At 54.4% G+C, this 20558-nt stretch carries 12 protein-coding genes; all 12 read left to right on the forward strand.

From position 1 onward, the window contains the following. Positions 1–8: 8 nt before the first annotated feature. The 12 genes from lepA to ADN00_RS08465 all read left to right on the forward strand — a co-directional run bounded on the left by lepA (position 9) and on the right by ADN00_RS08465 (position 20557). The gene (gene lepA / locus ADN00_RS08410) at positions 9–1805 is read left to right on the forward strand and encodes a translation elongation factor 4 (RefSeq protein ID WP_075062522.1); all 1797 of its coding nucleotides are present in this window, start codon (positions 9–11) and stop codon (positions 1803–1805) included. Beyond that, positions 1802–2821: a lysylphosphatidylglycerol synthase transmembrane domain-containing protein gene (locus tag ADN00_RS08415; RefSeq protein WP_075062523.1), complete on the forward strand. Its 1020-nt coding sequence runs from the start codon at positions 1802–1804 to the stop codon at positions 2819–2821. The genes lepA and ADN00_RS08415 overlap by 4 nt, the downstream gene beginning before the upstream one ends. A 21-nt stretch (positions 2822–2842) precedes the next feature. Then, entirely contained in the window at positions 2843–3868 is a 1026-nt protein-coding gene (locus ADN00_RS08420) for an SDR family NAD(P)-dependent oxidoreductase (RefSeq protein WP_075062524.1), read from the forward strand. 9 nt (positions 3869–3877) lie between these two features. Further along, entirely contained in the window at positions 3878–5056 is a 1179-nt protein-coding gene (locus tag ADN00_RS08425) for a glycosyltransferase family 4 protein (RefSeq protein ID WP_075062525.1), read from the forward strand. A 41-nt stretch (positions 5057–5097) separates the two neighbouring features. After that, positions 5098–5895: a class I SAM-dependent methyltransferase gene (locus ADN00_RS08430; protein ID WP_075062526.1), complete on the forward strand. Its 798-nt coding sequence runs from the start codon at positions 5098–5100 to the stop codon at positions 5893–5895. A 99-nt stretch (positions 5896–5994) separates the two neighbouring features. Next, entirely contained in the window at positions 5995–8154 is a 2160-nt protein-coding gene (locus tag ADN00_RS08435) for a glycosyltransferase family 39 protein (protein WP_160317492.1), read from the forward strand. A 40-nt stretch (positions 8155–8194) separates the two neighbouring features. Next, positions 8195–13465: a DUF2298 domain-containing protein gene (locus ADN00_RS08440; RefSeq protein WP_075062528.1), complete on the forward strand. Its 5271-nt coding sequence runs from the start codon at positions 8195–8197 to the stop codon at positions 13463–13465. A gap of 27 nt (positions 13466–13492) precedes the next feature. Then, positions 13493–16090, forward strand: coding sequence for a DUF2298 domain-containing protein (locus tag ADN00_RS08445; RefSeq protein WP_075062529.1), 2598 nt, complete (start codon positions 13493–13495; stop codon positions 16088–16090). Beyond that, positions 16080–17789, forward strand: a complete 1710-nt coding sequence (locus ADN00_RS08450; protein WP_075062530.1) for a hypothetical protein — start codon at positions 16080–16082, stop codon at positions 17787–17789. The genes ADN00_RS08445 and ADN00_RS08450 overlap by 11 nt, the downstream gene beginning before the upstream one ends. A 24-nt stretch (positions 17790–17813) precedes the next feature. Then, positions 17814–18506, forward strand: coding sequence for a lysophospholipid acyltransferase family protein (locus tag ADN00_RS08455; protein WP_075062531.1), 693 nt, complete (start codon positions 17814–17816; stop codon positions 18504–18506). A 23-nt stretch (positions 18507–18529) separates the two neighbouring features. Further along, positions 18530–19204: a (d)CMP kinase gene (gene cmk, locus ADN00_RS08460; protein ID WP_075062532.1), complete on the forward strand. Its 675-nt coding sequence runs from the start codon at positions 18530–18532 to the stop codon at positions 19202–19204. Positions 19205–19228: 24 nt separating this feature from the next. Further along, positions 19229–20557 carry a C69 family dipeptidase gene (locus ADN00_RS08465; protein ID WP_075062533.1) on the forward strand — a complete coding sequence of 443 codons (1329 nt, stop codon included), beginning with the start codon at positions 19229–19231 and terminating at the stop codon, positions 20555–20557. The last annotated feature ends 1 nt before the right edge of the window (position 20558 follow it).

Below are 20558 nucleotides of genomic sequence, written 5' to 3' on the forward strand. Positions count from 1 at the left end.
ATCCGACTATGGACCATATCCGAAATTTTTGTATTATTGCGCATATTGATCACGGCAAATCCACGCTGGCAGACCGCCTGCTGCAGATCACCGGCACCATTTCTGACCGGGATATGACCGAGCAGGTTCTGGATAATATGGACCTGGAGCGGGAGAAGGGCGTGACGATTAAGGCTTCGGCGGTGCGGATGAATTACACCGCGGAAGATGGCAAGCAGTATGAGCTTAACCTGATCGACACCCCTGGGCATGTGGACTTTAATTACGAAGTCAGCCGCGCGCTGGCCGCGTGTGAAGGCGCGCTGCTGGTGGTGGACGCGACCCAGGGAATTGAGGCGCAGACGCTGGCGAATCTCTACCTGGCTTTGGACGCGAACCTGACTATCTTACCCGTGATTAACAAAATTGACTTGGTTTCAGCCCGGCCAGATGAAGTGGCTCAAGAGATTGAAGACCTGCTGGGAATTCCTGCCGAGTCGATTCTGAAAATTTCTGCCAAAGCTGGAATTAATGTAGAGCAGGTGCTTGAGCGTGTGGTGAAAGAAATTGCGCCACCGATTGGAAATGAAGTAGAACCCCTGCAGGCGCTGATTTTTGACTCGCATTACGACTCCTATAAAGGCGTTATCGCCTATGTGCGTCTGATGCACGGCTCATTGAGCGCGGAGGATACCATTTACTTAATGGCGACGAAAACCGCTGTTAAGCCGGTGGAAGTTGGCATTTTTGCGCCTGACCTGAAACCGGTAAAACGCTTGAATGTGGGCGAGGTAGGCTATATTGCCACCGGGCTTAAAACGGTTTCGGAATGCCGGGTGGGTGATACGGTTACCCTTGTTGCCCAGAAGGCCGAGAATCCGCTGCCGGGCTACCAAAAGGTGAAGCCGATGGTGTTCGCCGGGATTTATCCAGTGGAAGGCGAAGACTATGAGAACCTGCGCGAGGCGCTGGAAAAGCTGCAGTTAAATGACGCTTCACTTGTCTACGAACCGGAAACTTCGCAGGCGTTGAACTTCGGCTTTCGCTGCGGTTTTCTGGGACTGTTCCACATGGAAATTATCCAGGAACGCCTTGAACGTGAGTATGACCTGGATATTGTCGTTACCGCGCCCTCGGTGGAGTATCAGGTGATTAAGCGCGATGGAACAAAGTTGGTGATCGATTCCCCTGCGCAGCTTCCGCCTGAAGACGATATTGAAGAAATCTTGGAGCCGTGGATGAAGCTGCAAATTTTTACCCCCACGGATTATTATGGAACGATTATGGACCTGGTGATCAAGCGCCGGGGCACCTTTGTGGAGCAGGATTATCCCGCGCCGAACCGCGTGCAATTAAGTTATGAAATTCCGCTCTCGGAATTGATCGTTGACTTCTTCGATGAGTTAAAATCCCGCACGCGCGGTTATGCTTCGATGGATTATCAATTCGCTGATTACCGGGCGGGAAGCCTGGTGAAGCTTGAAATTCTGGTGGATTCGGAGCCTGTAGACGCGTTGGCGGCGATTGTGCACCGTGACGATGCTTATCACAAGGGCCAGGCGCTGGTAAGCCGATTGAAGAAGCTTATTCCGAGGCAATTGTATGATGTTGCCATTCAAGCCTCTTCAGGCGGACGGATTATCTCGCGCGCCAATGTGAAAGCAATGCGCAAAGATGTGCTGGCTAAATGTTATGGCGGCGATATTACGCGCAAGAAGAAGCTGCTGGAAAAGCAAAAACGCGGAAAGAAGCGCATGAAAATGGTTGGCAATGTGGAGATTCCACAGGAAGCGTTTATGGCCGTGTTGCGTCTGGAGGACGAGTGAGTTCAAGCAAAGGCGCGATGATTCGCAAAGCTGGCCGGTGGCTTCCGGGCGTGTTCATCAGCGTAGTTCTGCTCGTTGTTGTTTTTCGCGTAGCCGAATGGAATGATCTGGGGGACGCTTTCACCTATATTCGCTGGCCGTACATCGCTGCGGCGCTGGCGCTGACCCTGGCTTCGCTGCTGACGAAATCAGCAGCCTGGCGGACGCTATTGGATAACGCCCCCGGATACTGGCAGACTTTTTTCATTGTCAACGAAGGCTATTTTCTGAATAATATTCTCCCGTTTCGCGCTGGGGAAGTGGGCCGTGCCATTTTTATGGGGCAAAGCAGTAAAAAGGGCACGATGCATGTGATTTCCACCATCGTGATTGAACGGGCTTTTGACGTGGCAATGGCCGCGTCACTGTTGTTGGCTACCCTGCCGCTCACTCTGGGCATGGCTGAGGCCAAGTCGGCGGCGGTAACGACGATCATTCTGGTTGTGGCTGGTTTTGGCGCGCTGTTCTTGATGGCCCGCTTCAATGAGCAGGTAAAAGACCTGGTCAACCGTGTGGGCGGGCGCTGGCCGCTGGTGCAAAAGTGGATTGTGCCGCGGATTGATTCTTTGTTAGATGGACTGAAAGTGCTAACCCGGCCGTCGCAATTTTTTGCGGCAGTCGCCTGGAGCCTGGTAACCTGGGTTTTTTGGGTTGGTATTTATTATGTGATGCTGCTTTCCATCGCTCCCAACGCGCCGTTATGGTGGGGAGCGTTCGTGGACAGCTTTTTGGCAATGGGTATGGCCATTCCCTCTGCGCCCGCCGGCCTGGGGGTGTTTGAGGCATCCATTGTTTTTGCGCTTTCCTTATTAAAAGTAGACGCTGCCAAGGCTTTGGCGTACGCCATTTCGCTGCACTTTATGCAGTTTGTTACGACAGCCATATTCGGGTTGATCGGTCTTTTACGCGAAGGTCGTTCAATCAGCGCGTTGTTCGAGGGGATGGAGAAAAAAGAACAACCGGACACTATTTCATAAGCAACGGAGTAACAAAACATCATGTCGAAGCGAACTTTAATTACGGGTGGGGCCGGTTTTATTGGCTCAAATTATGTCGCGCGATTACTTTCGCGTGGAGAAGATGTAAAGGTATTGGACAACCTTTCGCGCGGGGGCGCAGAGCGAAATTTGAGTTGGTTGCGAGAAACTTACGGCAAAGACAGCTTTGAGTTAATCCAGGCGGACGTGCGAGACGCCAGCGCGGTGAAATCGGCTGCGCAAGATGCTGATATCATTGTTCACCTGGCCGCGCAGGTGGCGGTAACAACCTCGGTAACTGATCCGCGCACCGATTTTGAGATTAATGCCCTGGGAACCTTCAATGTAATGGAAGCGGCCCGCGCGTCTGGCCGTGCGCCGGTGGTTGTTTACGCTTCCACTAATAAAGTCTACGGCGGGATGGAAGACGTGGAAGTGGTGGAAAAAGCAACCCGCTATGAATATGGAACGCTGCCTTACGGTGTGTCGGAACAAGAACCGCTTGACTTTCATTCTCCGTATGGCTGCTCCAAAGGCACCGGTGATCAATATGTGCGCGACTACGCGCGCATTTACGGGCTTCCGACGGTGGTGATGCGCCAGAGCTGCATTTATGGTCCGCGCCAGTTTGGAATTGAAGACCAGGGGTGGGTGGCGTGGTTTATCATTGCCACCGTTCTCAACCGCCCGATGACGATTTATGGGGATGGCAAGCAAGTACGCGATCTACTCTACATTGATGATTTGCTCAATGCTTATGATGCAGCCATCCAGCGCATTGACATCACAGCCGGGCAAGTTTACAACCTGGGCGGCGGGATGGTCAATACCATTTCAGTATGGAAAGAATTTGGTCCCATGCTGGAAGAACTGGCTGGCCGCGACATGCCCGTGCAAGTTGGAGACTGGCGGCCTGGAGATCAAAAAGTGTATGTGTCTGATATTCGTAAGGCGAAAAGCCAGTTGAACTGGTCGCCTGATGTTTCAGTGCAGCAGGGGGTGCAGAAGCTGTATGATTGGGTGAAGCAAAACCAAAACTTATTTTGAGGTCAGCGCATGAATGTACTGGTTGTATTGACATATTATCGCCCCCACACCAGCGGTCTGACGATTTATGCTGAGCGCCTGGCCGAAGCCATGGTCAAACGCGGACATCAAGTAACGGTGTTGACCTCTCAATTTGAAAAGAATCTGCCCCGTGAGGAAGTGCGGAACGGTGTGCGAATTGTGCGCGCGCCTGTGCTGTTCCGCATCAGCAAGGGCGTGATCATGCCCTCGTTTGGGTGGCTGGCCACCAAACTGGCCAAAGAAAGTGACTTGATTCATCTACACCTGCCGCAGTTTGACGCGGCCGGGGTTGCCCTGCGCGGCAGACTGATGAAAAAGCCCACCGTGATCACCTATCACTGCGATTTGATTATGCCGCCTGGCGCGTTAAGCCGCCTGGCTAACGCGGCGGTGTTGGTGATGAATGAGATGGCTGGCTGGTTTACCCATCGGATTGTTACTTACACGCAAGACTACGCTGACAACTCCAAATATCTGTCCCGCTTTGCGAAGAAATTGAAGATTATTCAACCGCCGGTGGAGCTGCCCGAAACCACCGAAGACAAAGTGCGCCTTTTCAGCCAGCAGCACAACCCCGAACGCTGCTCGCCGGTAATTGGGATGGCCGCGCGTTTCGCCACGGAAAAAGGGGTGGAAGTGCTGATGAACGCGCTGAAAATCGTGGTGGAGAAATATCCGCGGGCACTGGTGCAGTTCGCCGGCCCTTATCAGAATATTATTGGTGAAGAGGAATACTTCGCCCGGTTAGAGCCGCAGCTGCGCCAATTTGAAAAAGCCGGCAACTGGAAATTTATGGGCACCCTCGACCCTGAAGCAATGGCGGCCTTCTACCGAAATATTGACGTGCTGGTCATGTCGAGCTTGAACTCTACTGAGGCGTTTGGGTTGGTTCAGATTGAAGCGATGATCAACGGCAAACCCTGTATCGCTTCGAACCTGCCTGGAGTGCGCCAGCCGGTGAAGATGCATGAAATGGGTCTGGTTACACCGATTGGTGACAGTGAAGCGCTGGCCAATGCGATTATGGATGTGGTGGAACACCATGAAAAATATGAGCGCGACCCCAAGCCGATCCGCACGCGTTATTTGCCGGAGAGCGTGGCGGTCGCGTACGAAGAACTCTACCAGGAAATGATCGAAGAACTGCACATTACCCCTGCAGCTTGACAGGAATGGCGGGATTTCGCCTCTTTACGGAGCCAACACGGATGACTAACAAGACCAATAAAGATTTTCTATGGGTGAATATCAGCGAACTGCCGTATTTTCGCGGTTTGCTGCGAGCCGTGGAAGCGCGGTTTTACCAGGACATTGAACTGCAACGGCCTGTTTTTGACCTGGGTTGCGGCGACGGGCAGTTTGCTCAGACTACATTCGATCAAAAGATTGATGTGGGCTTGGACCCGTGGACCGGCCCGATTAAAAAGGCGATTAAAACTGGCGCTTATCAGATGGTTCTTCAGGGCAGCGGAGCGGAGATCCCCTTCCCGGATCAATCCTTCAACAGCGCCATCAGTAATTCGGTGCTGGAGCATATTCCTGACCTGGATCCGGTGCTGAAAGAAGTTCACCGGATTTTGAAACCAGGATCTCTGTTTGTTTTTTGCGTTCCCAACCACCAGTTTTTGGGGACGCTGTCGATTTCTAATTTCTTCGATCGTATGGGTCTAAAGGGGTTGGGTAATGCCTACCGCAGTTTCTTCAACCGGATTTCCAGGCACTATCACTGTGATTCCCCTGAAGAGTGGAAAGACCGCCTGGGCCGCGCCGGGTTTGATGTGGTTGAGTGGTGGCATTATTTTTCGCCGGGCGCGTTTCACGTTCTGGAATGGGGCCATTATTTTGGTCTGCCTTCAGCCGTGGCGCATATCCTCTTTCGCAAGTGGATTTTAAGCCCGACGGCCTGGAATCTGGCGGTTACCCGCGCGGTTGTCCAGAAATTTTATGATGAACCGGCAAAGAACCCTCAAGGCGCTTACACGTTTTATATTGCTCGCCGCAGATAAGCGTGACTCGATCCAAAAAATTGCGAGTTTCCTGGGAGTGTATAATAATCGCTCAAGGAAGGATTTCCCGTTTCCAATTCAATAGTGAGATGAATGAAAATGAAAGAACCGAGCGTTCTCGATTATTTCAAAGCACGCTTAAACCCCTGGGCAAAAGAGATCCCTGACATTTTCGCGGGGGAAACCTGGTCGTCTGAAGACGAAGCGGCCGCGCCAGAGCATGAATATTCGGCGCTGCCCGCGCGCGAAGAAGGCGTGCCTTTCTGGCAAAGCATTGCCGCGACTGCCTGGAAAAGCACGGCGGCGCTGTTTTTTGCCCTGATCGCGCAAATTCAACTGGACAGCCAAACGCCGAACCCTAAAGCGGGCATTGCTCTGTATGTTATGTCGGCGGCGATGTTGATCGCGGCCATTTTGACCGATGAGGTCAAATTCCCCTCGTCGTCAGCCGTGGACACCAACTGGTTATCCACTTCGGTTAAACAGCGCGGCCTGGTGATCGGAATCCCCGCCATGCTGCTGGCGTTTCTCACTTTTGGCGGGAATAGCTTCACATTGATTAATCTGGTTCTGTGGGGTGTGGCGATTTATGGCATGCTGCTGGCGTTTTGGGAACCGCAGAAAAACGGTTTTCGGCTTTGGCCGGAGAAAATAAAAGGCTGGTTTGCGCAGCCGGTGGTGAGTCTGCGTTTTTCGGCCTGGGGTGTGCTACTGTTGGTGGTCATCGGTGTGGTGATCTTCTTCCGAGCTGGAAATTTGGAAGGCATCCCCGGAGACCCTTTCAGCGACCATGCCGAGAAACTGCTTGATGTGAGCACAATTTTGCAGGGTGAATTCCCGATTTTCTTTCCGCGAAATACCGGCCGTGAGGCCATTCAAATGTATCTGACGGCCCTGGTTTCGATTGTTTTTGGCACCGGGTTATCCTTTATGAGCTTGAAAATCGGCACCGTGCTGATTGGCCTGTTCACTCTGCCTTATATGTACTTGCTTGGCAAGGAACTGGGCGGGCGCTGGGTGGGGCTGCTGGCGCTGCTGCTGGCGGGAGTATCGTATTGGGGAAATGTTATCGCGCGGATTGGGCTGCGCTTTCCGCTATATCCGGCTTTTACCGCGCCAACTCTTTATTATCTCATTCGCGGATTACGCCGCCAGAACCGCAACGATTTGATTCTGGCCGGCATTTTCCTGGGGTTGGGTTTGCATGGTTACAGCCCAATGCGGATTGTGCCGTTTGTGGTTTTAGCGGCGTTTGGCATTTACCTGATTCACCGGGTTTCTCTTGGCAGAAAAGTCGAGGTGTTAGGCGGGCTGGTTTTGCTGGCATTTTTTGCCATGATGATCTTCCTACCCTTGATGCGCTATGCTATTGACCAGCCTAATGATTTTAGCTATCGGGCGTTAACGAGGCTTAGCAGTGTCGAAAGGGCGCTGCCAGGCTCGCCGGCGGTGATCTTCCTGGATAATCTCTGGAAGTCGCTGGTGATGCCCTTCTGGAAAAATGGCAATATCTGGGTGCATTCTGTCACCGGCCGTCCCGCGCTGGATGTGGTTTCGGCGATGTTTTTCTTCATGGGTTTAGTGATGCTGGTGGTGCGGTATCTGCGCCAGCGCGATTGGCTGGACCTGTTTTTGCTGGTATCCATTCCTATTTTGATGATGCCTTCAATCCTTTCGCTGGCGTTCCCGGACGAGAACCCTTCGCTGAACCGTTCGGGCGGGGCGTATGTGGTGATCTTTTTAATCACGGCGATGGCCGTGTACGCGTTCTTTAAGGCTGCCTGGATGAAAGCGCGGGGTCGGCTGGCAAAGAGCTCGCTGGCAGTGCTCGGGGTGCTGTTGTTGGGAATGCTGCTCAGCCAGAATTACGACTTGGTTTTTGAACAGTTTAAGCGGCAGTTTGATCTCAATTCTTTGAACACAACGGAGATCGGCGAGACCATTCGAGATTATGCCAGCTCTGTCGGCAGCGCAGACAGCGCGTATGTGGTGCCATACCCGCATTGGGTGGATACGCGCCTGGTCGGGATCAATGCCGGGTATCCCGAGAAAGATTATGCCCTCTGGCCGGAGGATTTTGAGATGACTCTGGGACAAATGGGGACAAAACTGTTTGTTTTGAAACCGGAAGATACACAGGCGCTAGAGCAGCTTAAGACGCTGTATCCGCAAGGGGTGGTCAGCCGCAAAGAATCGATCTATGAAGGAAAAGACTACCTGCTTTTCCTGGTTGCCGGACAGGCTCCGATTGTACAATAAAGACATTGCTCAATAAGGTTCGCGATTAAAATCAATAACTATGGACGAATCCGTTACCCCAATCCATCAAGAGGCGGCAGAAGCGCCTCAGCACTCTGCCCGGCTTCCGTGGTACGCGCCTGTGATCTTAATCGGCGTTCTGCTCATGGCGGCGTATTTCCGCTTTACCGGTTTGAATTGGGACGATGTTTACCATCTTCACCCTGATGAGCGCTTCCTGACGATGGTGGAGACGTCCATCGCGCCGGTGAATAATCTCTGGGATTACTTCAATACCACCACCTCTAGCCTGAATCCCAACAACAACGGGTACACGTTCTATGTGTATGGCACGCTGCCCCTGTTCATTGTGCGCTATGTGGCCGAGTGGGTTGGGCAAACGGGCTACAACGAAGTTCACCTGGTTGGACGGGCGTTGTCGGGCCTGGCAGATGTGTTGACTGTTTTGCTGGTATTTGCGATAGCGTTCCGGCTTTTTAAGCACTATCGGTTGGCGCTGTTGGCGGCGGCTTTTTCCGCGGCGGCTGTGATGCAGATTCAGTTATCGCATTATTTCACGGTTGATAATTTCGCCAATTTCTTTGTGTATCTGGCTTTTTATTTCGCTGTGGAGCTGCTCGCGCGCGATGAACAACCTCAATCCGCCCCGCCGCCCAGCGAGCAGACCATGCAAACCCTGCTGACCCGCGCTGGTGAAAACCTGGGAATTTATGTTTTGTTTGGTTTGGGGCTGGGAATGGCAACTGCCTCGAAGGTCAGCGCGGCGCCGATTGCAATGTTGCTGCCGATGGCCGCTTTTATCCGCTGGGTTAGCGTGCCCCAGGAAGACCGGGAGTGGATGGCAGCGGTTTTGTTCCGCAATCTGGTAGTCGCGGCGGCTGTTAGCCTGCTTACGTTTCGTGTTTTCCAGCCCTATGCTTTTAATGGCTTGTTCAGTCTGAATCCGGCGTGGTTATCGAGTTTGAAAGAACTTTCAGCGATGTCCACAGGTGATGTCGACTTTCCGCCTGCTTTGCAGTGGGCGCGGCGCCCGCTGACTTTTTCTTTCACTAACATGGTGCGCTTTGGTCTGGGCTATCCGCTGGGGATTCTGGCGTGGAGCGCCTTTTTATGGATGGGCTGGAAGATGCTGCGCGGCGAATGGAAGAAGTATCTGCTGCCGTGGGGTTGGACCGCGTTTTACTTTACCTGGCAGTCAGTTAATTTTACCCGCAGCATGCGCTACCAGATTCATGTTTACCCCGCGCTGGCGATGATTGCCGCTTGGGCGGTGCTTGCTCTCTGGGAGCACCGCACTGAAGCGTCCGGCTGGCTGGGAAAGAACTGGCGAAAAATGCTGGCGGCTGCCGCCGGCGTGGGAGTGCTGGCCGGCACGGTTGTGTGGGCCTTTATGTTCACGCGCATTTACACGCGGCCGGTCACGCGGGTTGAAGCCAGCCAGTGGATTTACCAAAACGTACCGGCGCCGATTAATGTGCGCATCCATACCGGCGATCAAGTCTACAATCACCCGCAGCCATTTCGAGCCGGTTTGGCGGTTACGTACGAGCAGCCGTATCGTTACCAGTATATTCCTCAGGAAGACGGGCAGCTTGTGCAGGTGCGGTTACCGCATGTGTTGGGAACCGGTGTGAACTTTGCCGACCAAACCCTTGTGCTCACCATCCGCGGTGACCGCGAAGCGGAGTTCCCGCTGGCGGTGGGGCAGGTGAGCGGCGCTTTTCCGGCGGCGAGCGACCCGCGCGGAGATGAAAGCCTGGTGCTTTTTGACGTTCCTGTGGAGGCGAGAGCCGGGCAGCCGTTGTATATCGAAATTCGGCCAGGCGTTGAGGGGGGCAGCTTTCAGCTGGCGGGTGCCATTCAAATGGGCATCATCAGGGTTAATGGCGAGCTGGTCGAAGAAGCTCTGCCCGAAGCGGTTGCGGCTTTACTCCCCGGCGACCGGTACTCGATCCGGCTTACCAATCACCCGGCCGGGCTGCTCGAAGAGATTTCCATTCCCCATATTGTGGATTGGGAAGGCCAAACGGGTGAAAAGACGCTGCGCATTGATTTGATGAACGATGAACCCGAACAGGGATTGTATGGCTCGGCCGAGGTTACCAGCACCTTTACGGCTGGCGCGGATGCCCGCGGTGAAGGATACATCTTCCGCTTTGACCCGCCGATTGCGCTTCAACAAGAGAAAACGTATGTGCTTTCCCTCCATTTTGAAACTGGAGCAGGGCGACTGGCGCTGTATGGCAGCAAGCATGTCAACGAATCTTCCTGGGATGATGCGATTCCGATCAGTCTGAATGATTACAATCCCTACGATTATTACATGGGACTGTACCGCACCGATTTGAATTTTGAGATGTATTGGGATGACAACGCCGAAAAGCTGCAGCGCTTTTTGACCAATCTCGATCAGGCGGACTACATTTTCATCACCTCCAACCGGCAGTGGGGCACGACCACGCGCGTGCCAGAGCGATACCCTTTGACCACAGAGTATTACCGGCAGTTAATCGGCTGCCCGGTGGATAAAGAGATCACCTGGTGCTACAGCGTGGCCGAGCCGGGCATGTTTAGTGGCAACCTGGGGTTCGAGCTGGTCAAAATATCGCAATCGAACCCGAACCTGGGCAGCTTTGAAGTGAACACGCAGTTTGCCGAAGAAGCCTTCACGGTTTACGATCATCCCAAGGTGCTGATCTTTAAGAAAACCGCCGGCTACTCGCCCGCGCATGTGCGGGAGATTCTGGGGCGGGTGGACTTATCCAAAGTGGTGCGGCTAACCCCGGCCCAGGCCAAAGATTACCCTGGCGATCTCACTTTGCCTGCGGCTCGTTTGGCGCAGCAACGCAGCGGCGGTACCTGGTCAGAGCTGTTTGACCGCGATTCCTGGATCAACGCCTGGCCAGTGGTGACGGTTGTGGTCTGGTATGTTTTCATCGCGCTGCTGGGTTGGATGGTGTACCCGTTGACGCGGCTGGCCTTTGGTGGATTGGTTGATAAAGGTTATCCGGCTGCGCGCCTGGTTGGGCTGGTGCTGTTTGCTCTGCTAGCCTGGTGGGCCGGTTCGATGGGCTGGGCGGTTACCCGCGGCACGTTGATCGCTTGCCTGGCTGTGCTGGCGTCGGGCAATCTGGCGCTGTTCTGGTGGAAGAAGGATGAAATTCTGGCCGAAGTGCGTGGAAAGGGCCGCTATTGGCTGACCGTCGAGCTGGTCGCCGCGGGATTCTTCCTGTTCTTCCTGCTGATTCGTCTGGGCAACCCCGATTTGTGGCACCCCTATAAAGGTGGGGAAAAGCCGATGGACTTTTCCTATTTCAACGCGGTGATTAAGAGCGCGACGTTCCCGCCCTATGATCCGTGGTTTTCGGGCGGGTATATCAACTATTATTATTACGGATTTGTGCTGGCAGGAATGCCGGTGAAGCTGCTGGGGATAGTCCCTTCAGTGGCCTATAACCTGCTGTTGCCCTCACTGTACAGTTTGCTGGCGTTGGCAGCCCTCAGCATTGGCTGGAACCTGGCTGTGCCGGGATCTGCGGATGAAGAAGAAGGCCACAAGCTGGAAAACGAGCGCAGGGGTCTGCTGGCGGGGTTGGGCACGGCGATTCTGCTGCAGGTGCTGGGTAACCTGGGCACCGTGCGGATGATCTGGCAGTCTTTGCAGAAGATTGTGGCCCCCGGCGGCGCGATTGAAGGCGCCAACCCGATCCAACATCTGCTTTGGGGCGTGCAGGGTTTCTTCAAGTATGCATCGGGTGTGCGGTTGCCGGTTGGACCGGGTGATTGGTATTGGATTCCCAGCCGGGTGATCCCTGGCGAGCCGATCACCGAGTTTCCCATGTTCACTTTTCTCTACGCGGATTTACACGCGCATTTGCTGGCATTGCCTCTGACCGCGCTGGCCGTGTTGTGGGCGATCTCGGTCTTCAAGCGGCAGTGGAAATGGGCTGATTGGGGTGAGTTGGCCGCCAGTCTGGCTCTGGGCGGCGCGGTGATTGGTGCACTGCGCCCGACGAATACCTGGGATTTCCCCACGTATTTGATCTTAGGAGTATTGGTTGTGGTGTATACCGCCCTGCGCTACGCCACGCCGGTACAACGGCTCTCCATTTTACCGGTTTTCTGGCAGCGGGCGGCGGTTGCCGCGCTCTCTGCCGGGTGTTTGGCGGCGGCGGCTTTTCTTTTCTACGCACCTTTCTCACATTGGTTTGGGCAGGCATACAATCAGGTGGAAATTTGGAAGGACGCGCGCACGCCGTTTGGTTCTTACTTTACCCATTGGGGATTATTCCTGGTGGTCATTTTTAGCTGGCTGTGGTGGGAAATTCGGGATTGGATGGATTCCACGCCGGCCACCGCGCTGCGCAAGATTTACCCTTACCGGGGATGGATCCAGGCTGGGTTTATCGTTCTTTTGGGCTTAATCATCGGGTCTTTTCTGTTGAAGGTGCAGATCGTCTGGCTGGCGCTGCCGATGGCTGTTTCGGCCGGCGTGCTGATGCTGCGCCCCCATTTAAGTGATGAAAAACGCTTTGTGTGTTTCGTGGTGGGAACAGCGCTGCTGCTGACCATGATGGTGGAATTGATCCGCCTTTCAGGCGACATTGGCAGAATGAATACGGTGTTCAAGTTCTATCTGCAAGCATGGACCCTGCTTTCTGTCTCTGCCGGGGCGGCGTTTTTCTGGCTGCTGCCTGCTGTGCAAGAAAAATGGAAACCGGGCTGGCAAACCGCATGGCAAACCACGCTGACATTGTTGGCGGCGGGCGCGCTGCTCTTTCCGCTGTTTGGCGGTTTCGATAAAATCCGTGACCGGATGAGCAGCCTGGCCCCACACACTCTGGATGGGATGGATTACATGCCGTATTCAGAATACGCGGACAATGGCCAGACGATGCAGCTGGATGAAGATTATCGCGCGATCAGGTGGATGCAAGAAAATGTTGAGGGATCGCCGGTGATTCTCGAGGCGAATGTGCCTGAATATCGCTGGGGTAACCGATTTACCATTTACACCGGTCTACCTGGTGTTGTGGGTTGGAATTGGCACCAGCGCCAGCAGCGGGCGATTACCCCTGGTGATTGGGTGTGGGAGCGGGTGAACCAGGTGGAGGCGTTCTACCTCTCCACCAGCCGTGAGGAAACGGAACGCATTCTTGAAACCTACGATGTTCGTTATGTGGTGGTGGGGCAGCTTGAGCGCGTATTTTATTCCGGCCCCGGGTTGGAGAAATTCGGTCTTTGGGAAAATGACCTCTGGCAAAAGGTATACGAAGATGGCCAGACGGCCATATACCAGGTTTTGGACTAATCGTAACGGCCATTTAATCGGAGAGATATGATTGCCTTCCTGAAATGGTATTTCTGGATAACAATGTTGGGGTTGCTGGGTCTGCCGGTGGTCGCCCGACTGTTTCCTTACTTGAAAGATAAAGGATACGCCTTTGCCCGCATTGCCGGCCTGCTGATGTGGAGTTTCGTCTACTGGCTGTTGGCGTCGTTAGGCGTATTGCAAAATGACGTGGGGGGGCAGTGGGTGGCGCTGCTTCTGCTGGCGGTGGCTGGGGTATGGAGCGCCCGCCAGATTGGCTGGAGTATGCTCTGGCATACGCTGCGCACGCAGTGGCGCACGGTTTTAGTGAGCGAAATGTTGTTTCTGCTGGCTTTCGCGGGTATGGCTGCCTTACGCGCCACGGACCCGGTGATCTCTGGCACAGAAAAGCCGATGGAGCTGGCTTTCATCAATGCCATTCTGCGCTCCGAAAAATTCCCACCGCATGACCCGTGGCTGTCGGGTTACTCCATTTCTTATTACTACTTTGGCTACGTCATGTCCGCGATGCTGACGCGCATCACGGCCACGGCTTCTGGCATCGGCTTCAACCTGTCCATCGCGTTGTGGTTTGCACTCACGGCGCAGGGTGCGTTTGGAATTGTGTTTCACCTGCTGACTGCCCGCAGAGAAGAACGCGGCGAACCCAGGCGTGCCATTGCAACCGCGCTGCAAGCGCTACTGGCCCCGTTATTCGTTCTCGTGGTCAGCAACCTGGAAGGTTTTTTGGAAGTGCTGCACAGCGCGGGATGGTTTTGGAAACAAACCGAAAGCGGGGAATGGGTCTCTCCCTTTTGGACCTGGCTGAACATTCAGGAATTGGTGAATCCCCCGACCCCGCCCTTTACCGGTGTCCCCGAGCGGATAGGAGGAATCTGGTGGTGGCGGGCTTCGCGGGTATTGCAGGACTTTGATCTGGCGGGTAACAGCAAAGAGATTATCGATGAGTTCCCGTTTTTTACGTTTCTTTTGTCCGATTTGCACCCGCATTTACTTTCCATGCCGTTTGTGCTGCTTGGCGTCGCGGCAGCATTGAATCTGTATTACGGCCGCGAACAATATCTGCCGAAAGGGCAGAATATTTTCGCCTGGCTGCGCGATTTTGTGTCTGGCACCAACCAGCCGCTGCGCGAGACGTTTCTGGTCAAGCGGCTGTCACACCTGGAGTTCTGGTTTTCGGCGCTTATTTTAGGCTCTCTGGCGTTCTTGAACACCTGGGACTTCCCGATCTATGTGGGTATCTACAGCCTGGCGATTGGGTTGGTGTTGTATGAGCGGAACGGCTGGAACCGGGAGTTGATCTGGAAGTTTCTTGAGTCCGGTGTGGTGATGGGGATTACCGCCATTCTCTTTTACTTTCCGTTTTATGTGGGATTCTCTTCCCAAGCCGGTGGCTTCCTGCCCAGCCTGTCTTTCTACACGCGCGGGGTCTTCTTCTGGGTGATGTTCCTGCCCTTGTTGGTGCCCATTTTTATCTGGGCCTGGATGCATTGGCACTCCGGCGCGCGCCCGGGGGCGTTGAAGAACGGGTTAAAATTCAGCGGGTTTGTGGTTGGGGGACTGTGGTTGTTTTCGTTCTTGATCAGTTTTTTGATTTTAACCCTTACAGCGGCTGGCAGCCTGCTGGCGGGAGGAGAAGGCCGCGTGGCCGCATGGATGGGCGAATTGAGCGCGTTGGGCGGGCTGTTTGCTGGCCTGCATGGCAGCGCGGAGAGTGGTTATCTATTGCTTTCCTCTTTCGCGCGGCGGCTGGCCCAGCCGGGGACCTGGATTACATTGTTTGGTTTTCTGGCCCTGGTTTGGGGCGGGCTGTTCTGCCTTCGGGGAGAGCCGGGTGTGGAACTGCGTCCACAGCCGAAGAGCGCCGGGTTTGTGCTGCTGCTGGCCTTGATGGGGGCCGGACTGACCCTGGTTCCAGAGTTTATTTATCTGCGCGACCAATTTGGCTGGCGCATGAACACGATTTTTAAGTTCTACTACCAGGCATGGATCGTATGGGGTCTGGCGGCAGCTTACGCGACAATCATAGCCAGCGAGGAGCTAAAGCGAGGTTGGCGGTTCGCCTTCCAGGTGCTCTCTGTGGTAGTGATCTTTATGGGTTTAAGCTATCCTTATTTTGGTGTCTATCAAAAGTTTCGAGGGCTTCCATCCCTATCGGCCCTAAACCTGGATGGGACGGCGTATATCGAAGAATACAACCCTGATGAAGCCGAAGCGATTGCTTGGCTGCGGCAGGCACCGGTGGGGGCGCTGGCTGAAGCGGTGGGCGGCAGCTATACCGGCTATGCGCGGATTGCCACACACACCGGGCAGCCCAATGTTTTGGGTTGGCCTGGCCATGAAAGCCAATGGCGGGGCGGCAGCGCAGAAATGGGCACGCGCCAGTCGGATATCATCACCTTATATGAGACCAATTCGTGGGAAGCGGCGCGGGAGATTATTGACCGCTATGACATCCGCTATATTTATATTGGCGGCCTGGAATGGCAAACCTACCGGGTGAATGTGGACAAATTTCAAGGCAATCTGGCCAAAGTATTTGAAAATGAAACGGTTATGATTTTCGCGGTATCGGGGCCAGAGGCGGTGAGCAATGCGAAATAACTTCAAGAAATCAATAACCACCGAGACGGTTTTTTATGGCGCGGCTTTTCTTCTGGCTTTAGCGCTGCGCCTGGTCGGGCTGGGTTTGAAACCGCTGGATGATGCCGAAGCTGTTTGGGCGCTGCAGGCTTTTCGCCTTTCTCAGGGCGAAGGCGCGCTGATCGGCGCGGAACCCCTGCTGGTGGTGTGGAACGCGATCCTGTTTTTCTTCACCGGCGCTTCTCCTTTCTGGGCGAGGCTGATTCCGGCCTTGTTTGGCAGCAGCCTGGTGTTGCTGGCGGCGGCGCTGAAGCAATCGGTTGGAAAAATACCGGCCTTGTTGGCGGCAATCTTTATTGCGGTGGACCCTGGGTTCATCGCGGGGGCGCGGCAGGTGGGGGGGTGGCCAATTGCATTGTTTGGCTGCGCGAGCGTGCTGTTTTTCTTGAGCCGCAGGCAATATTCCTGGGCGGGTTTGAGCCTGGCGCTGGCCATTTTAGGCGGGCAGAATGCGTGGCTGGTGGGGATGATGGTTGGGATCACCTTCCTCTGGGGAAAAGTGTTTGCTGGGAATGAGGATGTTGAATCAACGGCGGAGATTCAACCGGTGAGGCTGCTGGCCTGGCTGGGGGGAGCGCTGATATTGCTGGGAAGCGGATTTTTCTTTTTTCCTCAAGGCATCAGCGCGATTGGATCGACTATTGCCGGGTTTTTCTCCAGTTGGATGGAACCGGCTTCGGTGTCGGTTTCACAACTGATGGCCGGTGTGTACTCTGGCGCGCCGGTCTGGCTGGTTTTTGGGTTGTGGGAGATGATTCGCGGGCTGCGAAAGCGTGATGCTTTTACCTCACTCTGCGCGCGTTTTCTTTTTATCAGTTTGCTGGTTCTATTGATTTACCCCGGGAGGGCTACTCTGCATGCCAGCCTGATCACACTGCCGCTCTTGATCTTGTCTGCGCGCTGGTTCGCGGCGTTTTTATCCAAACAGGAGGAATCAGCGGCGGTGATGGGCGGGCTGAGTCTGCTAAACCTGGCATTGATCTTGTTTGTGTTTTATAACCTGTGGAAAATTTTAATCGGCCAGCCCGGGTTTGGTGAAAACGCTTACCTGATGCGGTGGCTCAGCGCGGCCGGGGGTCTGGCGTTAATCTTATTGATTGCGCTGCTGATTGCCTGGGGCTGGTCTGAAACGCTGGCGCCCAAGGCAGCGCTGGGCGGATTGTTGTTAGGCCTGATTCTCCTTCAAGTTTCCGCGGCGTGGAGCGCAACAGGACTGGACCGCAGGCCGCAGGCAGAAATCTGGTGGTCAGACGCGTGGATTCAGGACGCACAGCTTGTCGGGCAGACGATACGTGACCTCTCGCTGTGGAACACCGGTGAGGCAAACAAGTTGGAGGTGGTTGTGATTGACCTTCAATCCCCGGCGTTGGAGTGGCTGCTGCGTGACCAGGAATATCGTGTAGTAGAAAAGTTGGCAGCAGCAGAACAGCCAGATATTGTGATCACCCGCGATCAGGACTCTTTAGGATTGGCTGCGGCTTATACCGGTCAGGATTTTGTGTGGGAAAACCAGCCAGCCTGGCGTTTGATGATGCCGCTGGAATGGCTGGAGTGGATGGTTTCCCGCGATGCGCCGCAAGAGAAGATACCGCTGGTTTTGTGGGCGCGCAGCGATCTGCTGCCGGGAAATGATGGCGATACTGCCCATGCTGCGCCATAAGATATCGATCAGGTAATTCCATTTATGGGTGATCAGGCTGCTTATCGGGTAAAGGTTGTGAATCAAATTGGCCGGTGGCTGCTCAGGCCGCTTGGCCGGTTGCTGTATCGAATCCTGGCGAAGCCCGAAATTGATGGGCTGGAAAATGTGCCTAAAGAGGGATCGTATCTGATCGCGATTAATCATGTGTCCATTTTTGAGCCGCCGTTTGTGATTCCATTTTGGCCGGTGCCGCCAGAGCCTCTAGGCGCTGCGGAGGTTTGGCGGGAACCCGATAAAGCCTTGCTGGCCAAGTTCTACGGCGGAATTCCGATTGACCGTGATGCCTATGACCGCCAGGCATTAGATCGGGTGGTGGCGGCAATTCGGGGTGGCGCAAGAGTATTGATCGCGCCGGAGGGACGACTTTCTCGCATTCCCGGTCTAAGGCGCGCCAAACTGGGCATTGCTTACCTGGCAGAGCGGACGAACGCGGCCATAGTACCGGTGGGTGTATCGGGAGCAACGCAAAACTTTCTGACGCGCGCTTTGCAAGGTCAGAAACCGGTAATCCGTATGAAGATTGGTAGGCCATTTACTTTGCCCCCTATCAGCGCTCTGGAGGGCAGCCGCAAAGAAGCTTACCAGCAAAATGCCGACCGGGTAATGGCACGAATTGCCGCGCTGCTTCCCAGCGAATACAAGGGATATTATGCGGATTTTCCCGCTGATGACTAAACAGATGAAATGAGCACTTAGATATGAAATATCCAAAACACATAGCTATCGACGGGCCGGCGGCCTCTGGAAAATCAACCGTGGCCGAGATTGTGGCGCATCAAATCGGATATCTTTTCTTCGATACCGGAGTGATGTACCGCGCGGTTACTCTGGCATCTTTGCAACGATTAAATGGGGTGAATGACGAGAAAGCCGTGTCTGATTTGGCGGAAGCCATTGATATTGATGTTCGCCCCCCTTCTGTTCAAGACGAACGGAAATATGATGTTCTGGTGGACGGGGTGGATGTTACCTGGGATATTCGCAAACCAGAAGTGGACGCGAATGTGTCGCGGGTTTCGGCATACGCGGGCGTGCGGAAAGCGATGACTGCTCAGCAGCGAAAAATCGGCGAGCGCGGCCAGGTGGTGATGGTTGGCCGGGATATTGGTACGGTTGTGTTACCCGACGCGGAATTGAAGGTCTTTTTGGATGCCTCAGTGGAGGAAAGGGCGCGGCGAAGATATGATGAAGTACAACACCGCAACCAGCCGGAACCATATGAACAGATTTTGCAAGCGATGAAAAAACGTGATGAGATTGACAGCACACGCGATCTCGCACCGCTGTGCCCGGCTGACGATGCGCATATTCTGAATACGGAAGGCATGACTATTCAGCAGGTTGTGGACGCTATCCTTGCGTTTTTGCGTTGATCAACATTCTAAAGAGGCAAAACCATGTGTGATACCTTTGTCGCTGTTGGAAGTGCCACCAAAGATGGCTCGGTGATTTTGGGGAAAAACAGCGACCGGGAACCCAATGAAGCCCAGGTCTTGGAGATTCATCCGGCTGCTGATCACCCCACAGGCAGCCATGTTAAATGCACCTATGTGCAAATTCCGCAAGTGGCGCATACCCACGCAGTTCTGCTGGCAAAGCCTTTTTGGATTTGGGGCGCGGAAATGGGCGCCAATGAACACGGTTTGGCCATCGGCAACGAGGCAGTGTTCACAAAGATGCCGCTTGAGAAAAATGGCGGGTTGATTGGCATGGATTTTCTGCGGCTGGCATTGGAACGCTCAAAAACGGCGTACGAGGGGCTGCAGTGTATTATTAGTCTGCTTAAACAGTACGGCCAGGGCGGGAACTGCGGATTCACACACCCTTTTTATTATCATAATTCGTTTATTCTGGCTGATGCTGAAAACGCATGGGTGCTGGAAACAGCCGGAAGCCAGTGGGCGGCCAAAAAAGTGGAAGGGGTGCGTTCCATTTCGAACCGGTTAAGCCTTGGAAACGATTGGGATCTGGCGTCGGAAGATCTGGTAGAGACCGCCCTTGAGCGCGGCTGGTGCAAATCGAGGCGCGATTTTCACTTTGCGCGGTGCTATTCCGATGTCTTGTACACCCGGCTGTCAGACTCTCAAAAGCGGCAGCAATCGGCCCAATGCCAGCTTGAGCAAATGAACGGAAGGCTGACGGTTGAATCGGCGATGAGGATCTTGAGAAGCCATGCCGTTGAAGCAGAGAAGTTCTCGCCGGACAGCGGGTTGTTGGGTGCGGATGTTTGCATGCATGCTGGTTTTGGACCGGTGCGCGGCAGCCAAACGGTGGGCTCGATGGTTTCTCACTTAAAAGAGCCTTTCACGCATTGGTTAACGGGCACCTCAGCGCCCTGCCTGTCTTTATTCAAACCGGTGTGGGTTGACAGCGGCCTCCCGAATGGATATGTGCCGCCCACGGGGATTTATAACGAAGAGAGCCTGTTCTGGAAGCATGAAAAGCTGCACCGCAAGGTAATCTTCCGCTACCGCGACCGTGCGGCGCGAATTCACAGCGACATTGACCGGATTCAAGCCAGTTGGCTGGCCGCCGCTGATGGACACGAGAAGGCTGATCGCGCGCAACGGGGGGCGATTACAACCGCAGCTTTCGCGGAAGAGGAAACTGTGATGAACAGTTGGACAGAGACATTGGGGGTTGATGCTGGCCCCAATAAAGTCTCCTTGCTCTACGGGTTGGCATGGAAACGTTTTAACCGTGAAGCCAACCTTCCACACCGTTAAA

Source organism: Ornatilinea apprima (assembly GCF_001306115.1).
In the GTDB taxonomy this organism is placed as follows: domain Bacteria; phylum Chloroflexota; class Anaerolineae; order Anaerolineales; family Anaerolineaceae; genus Ornatilinea; species Ornatilinea apprima.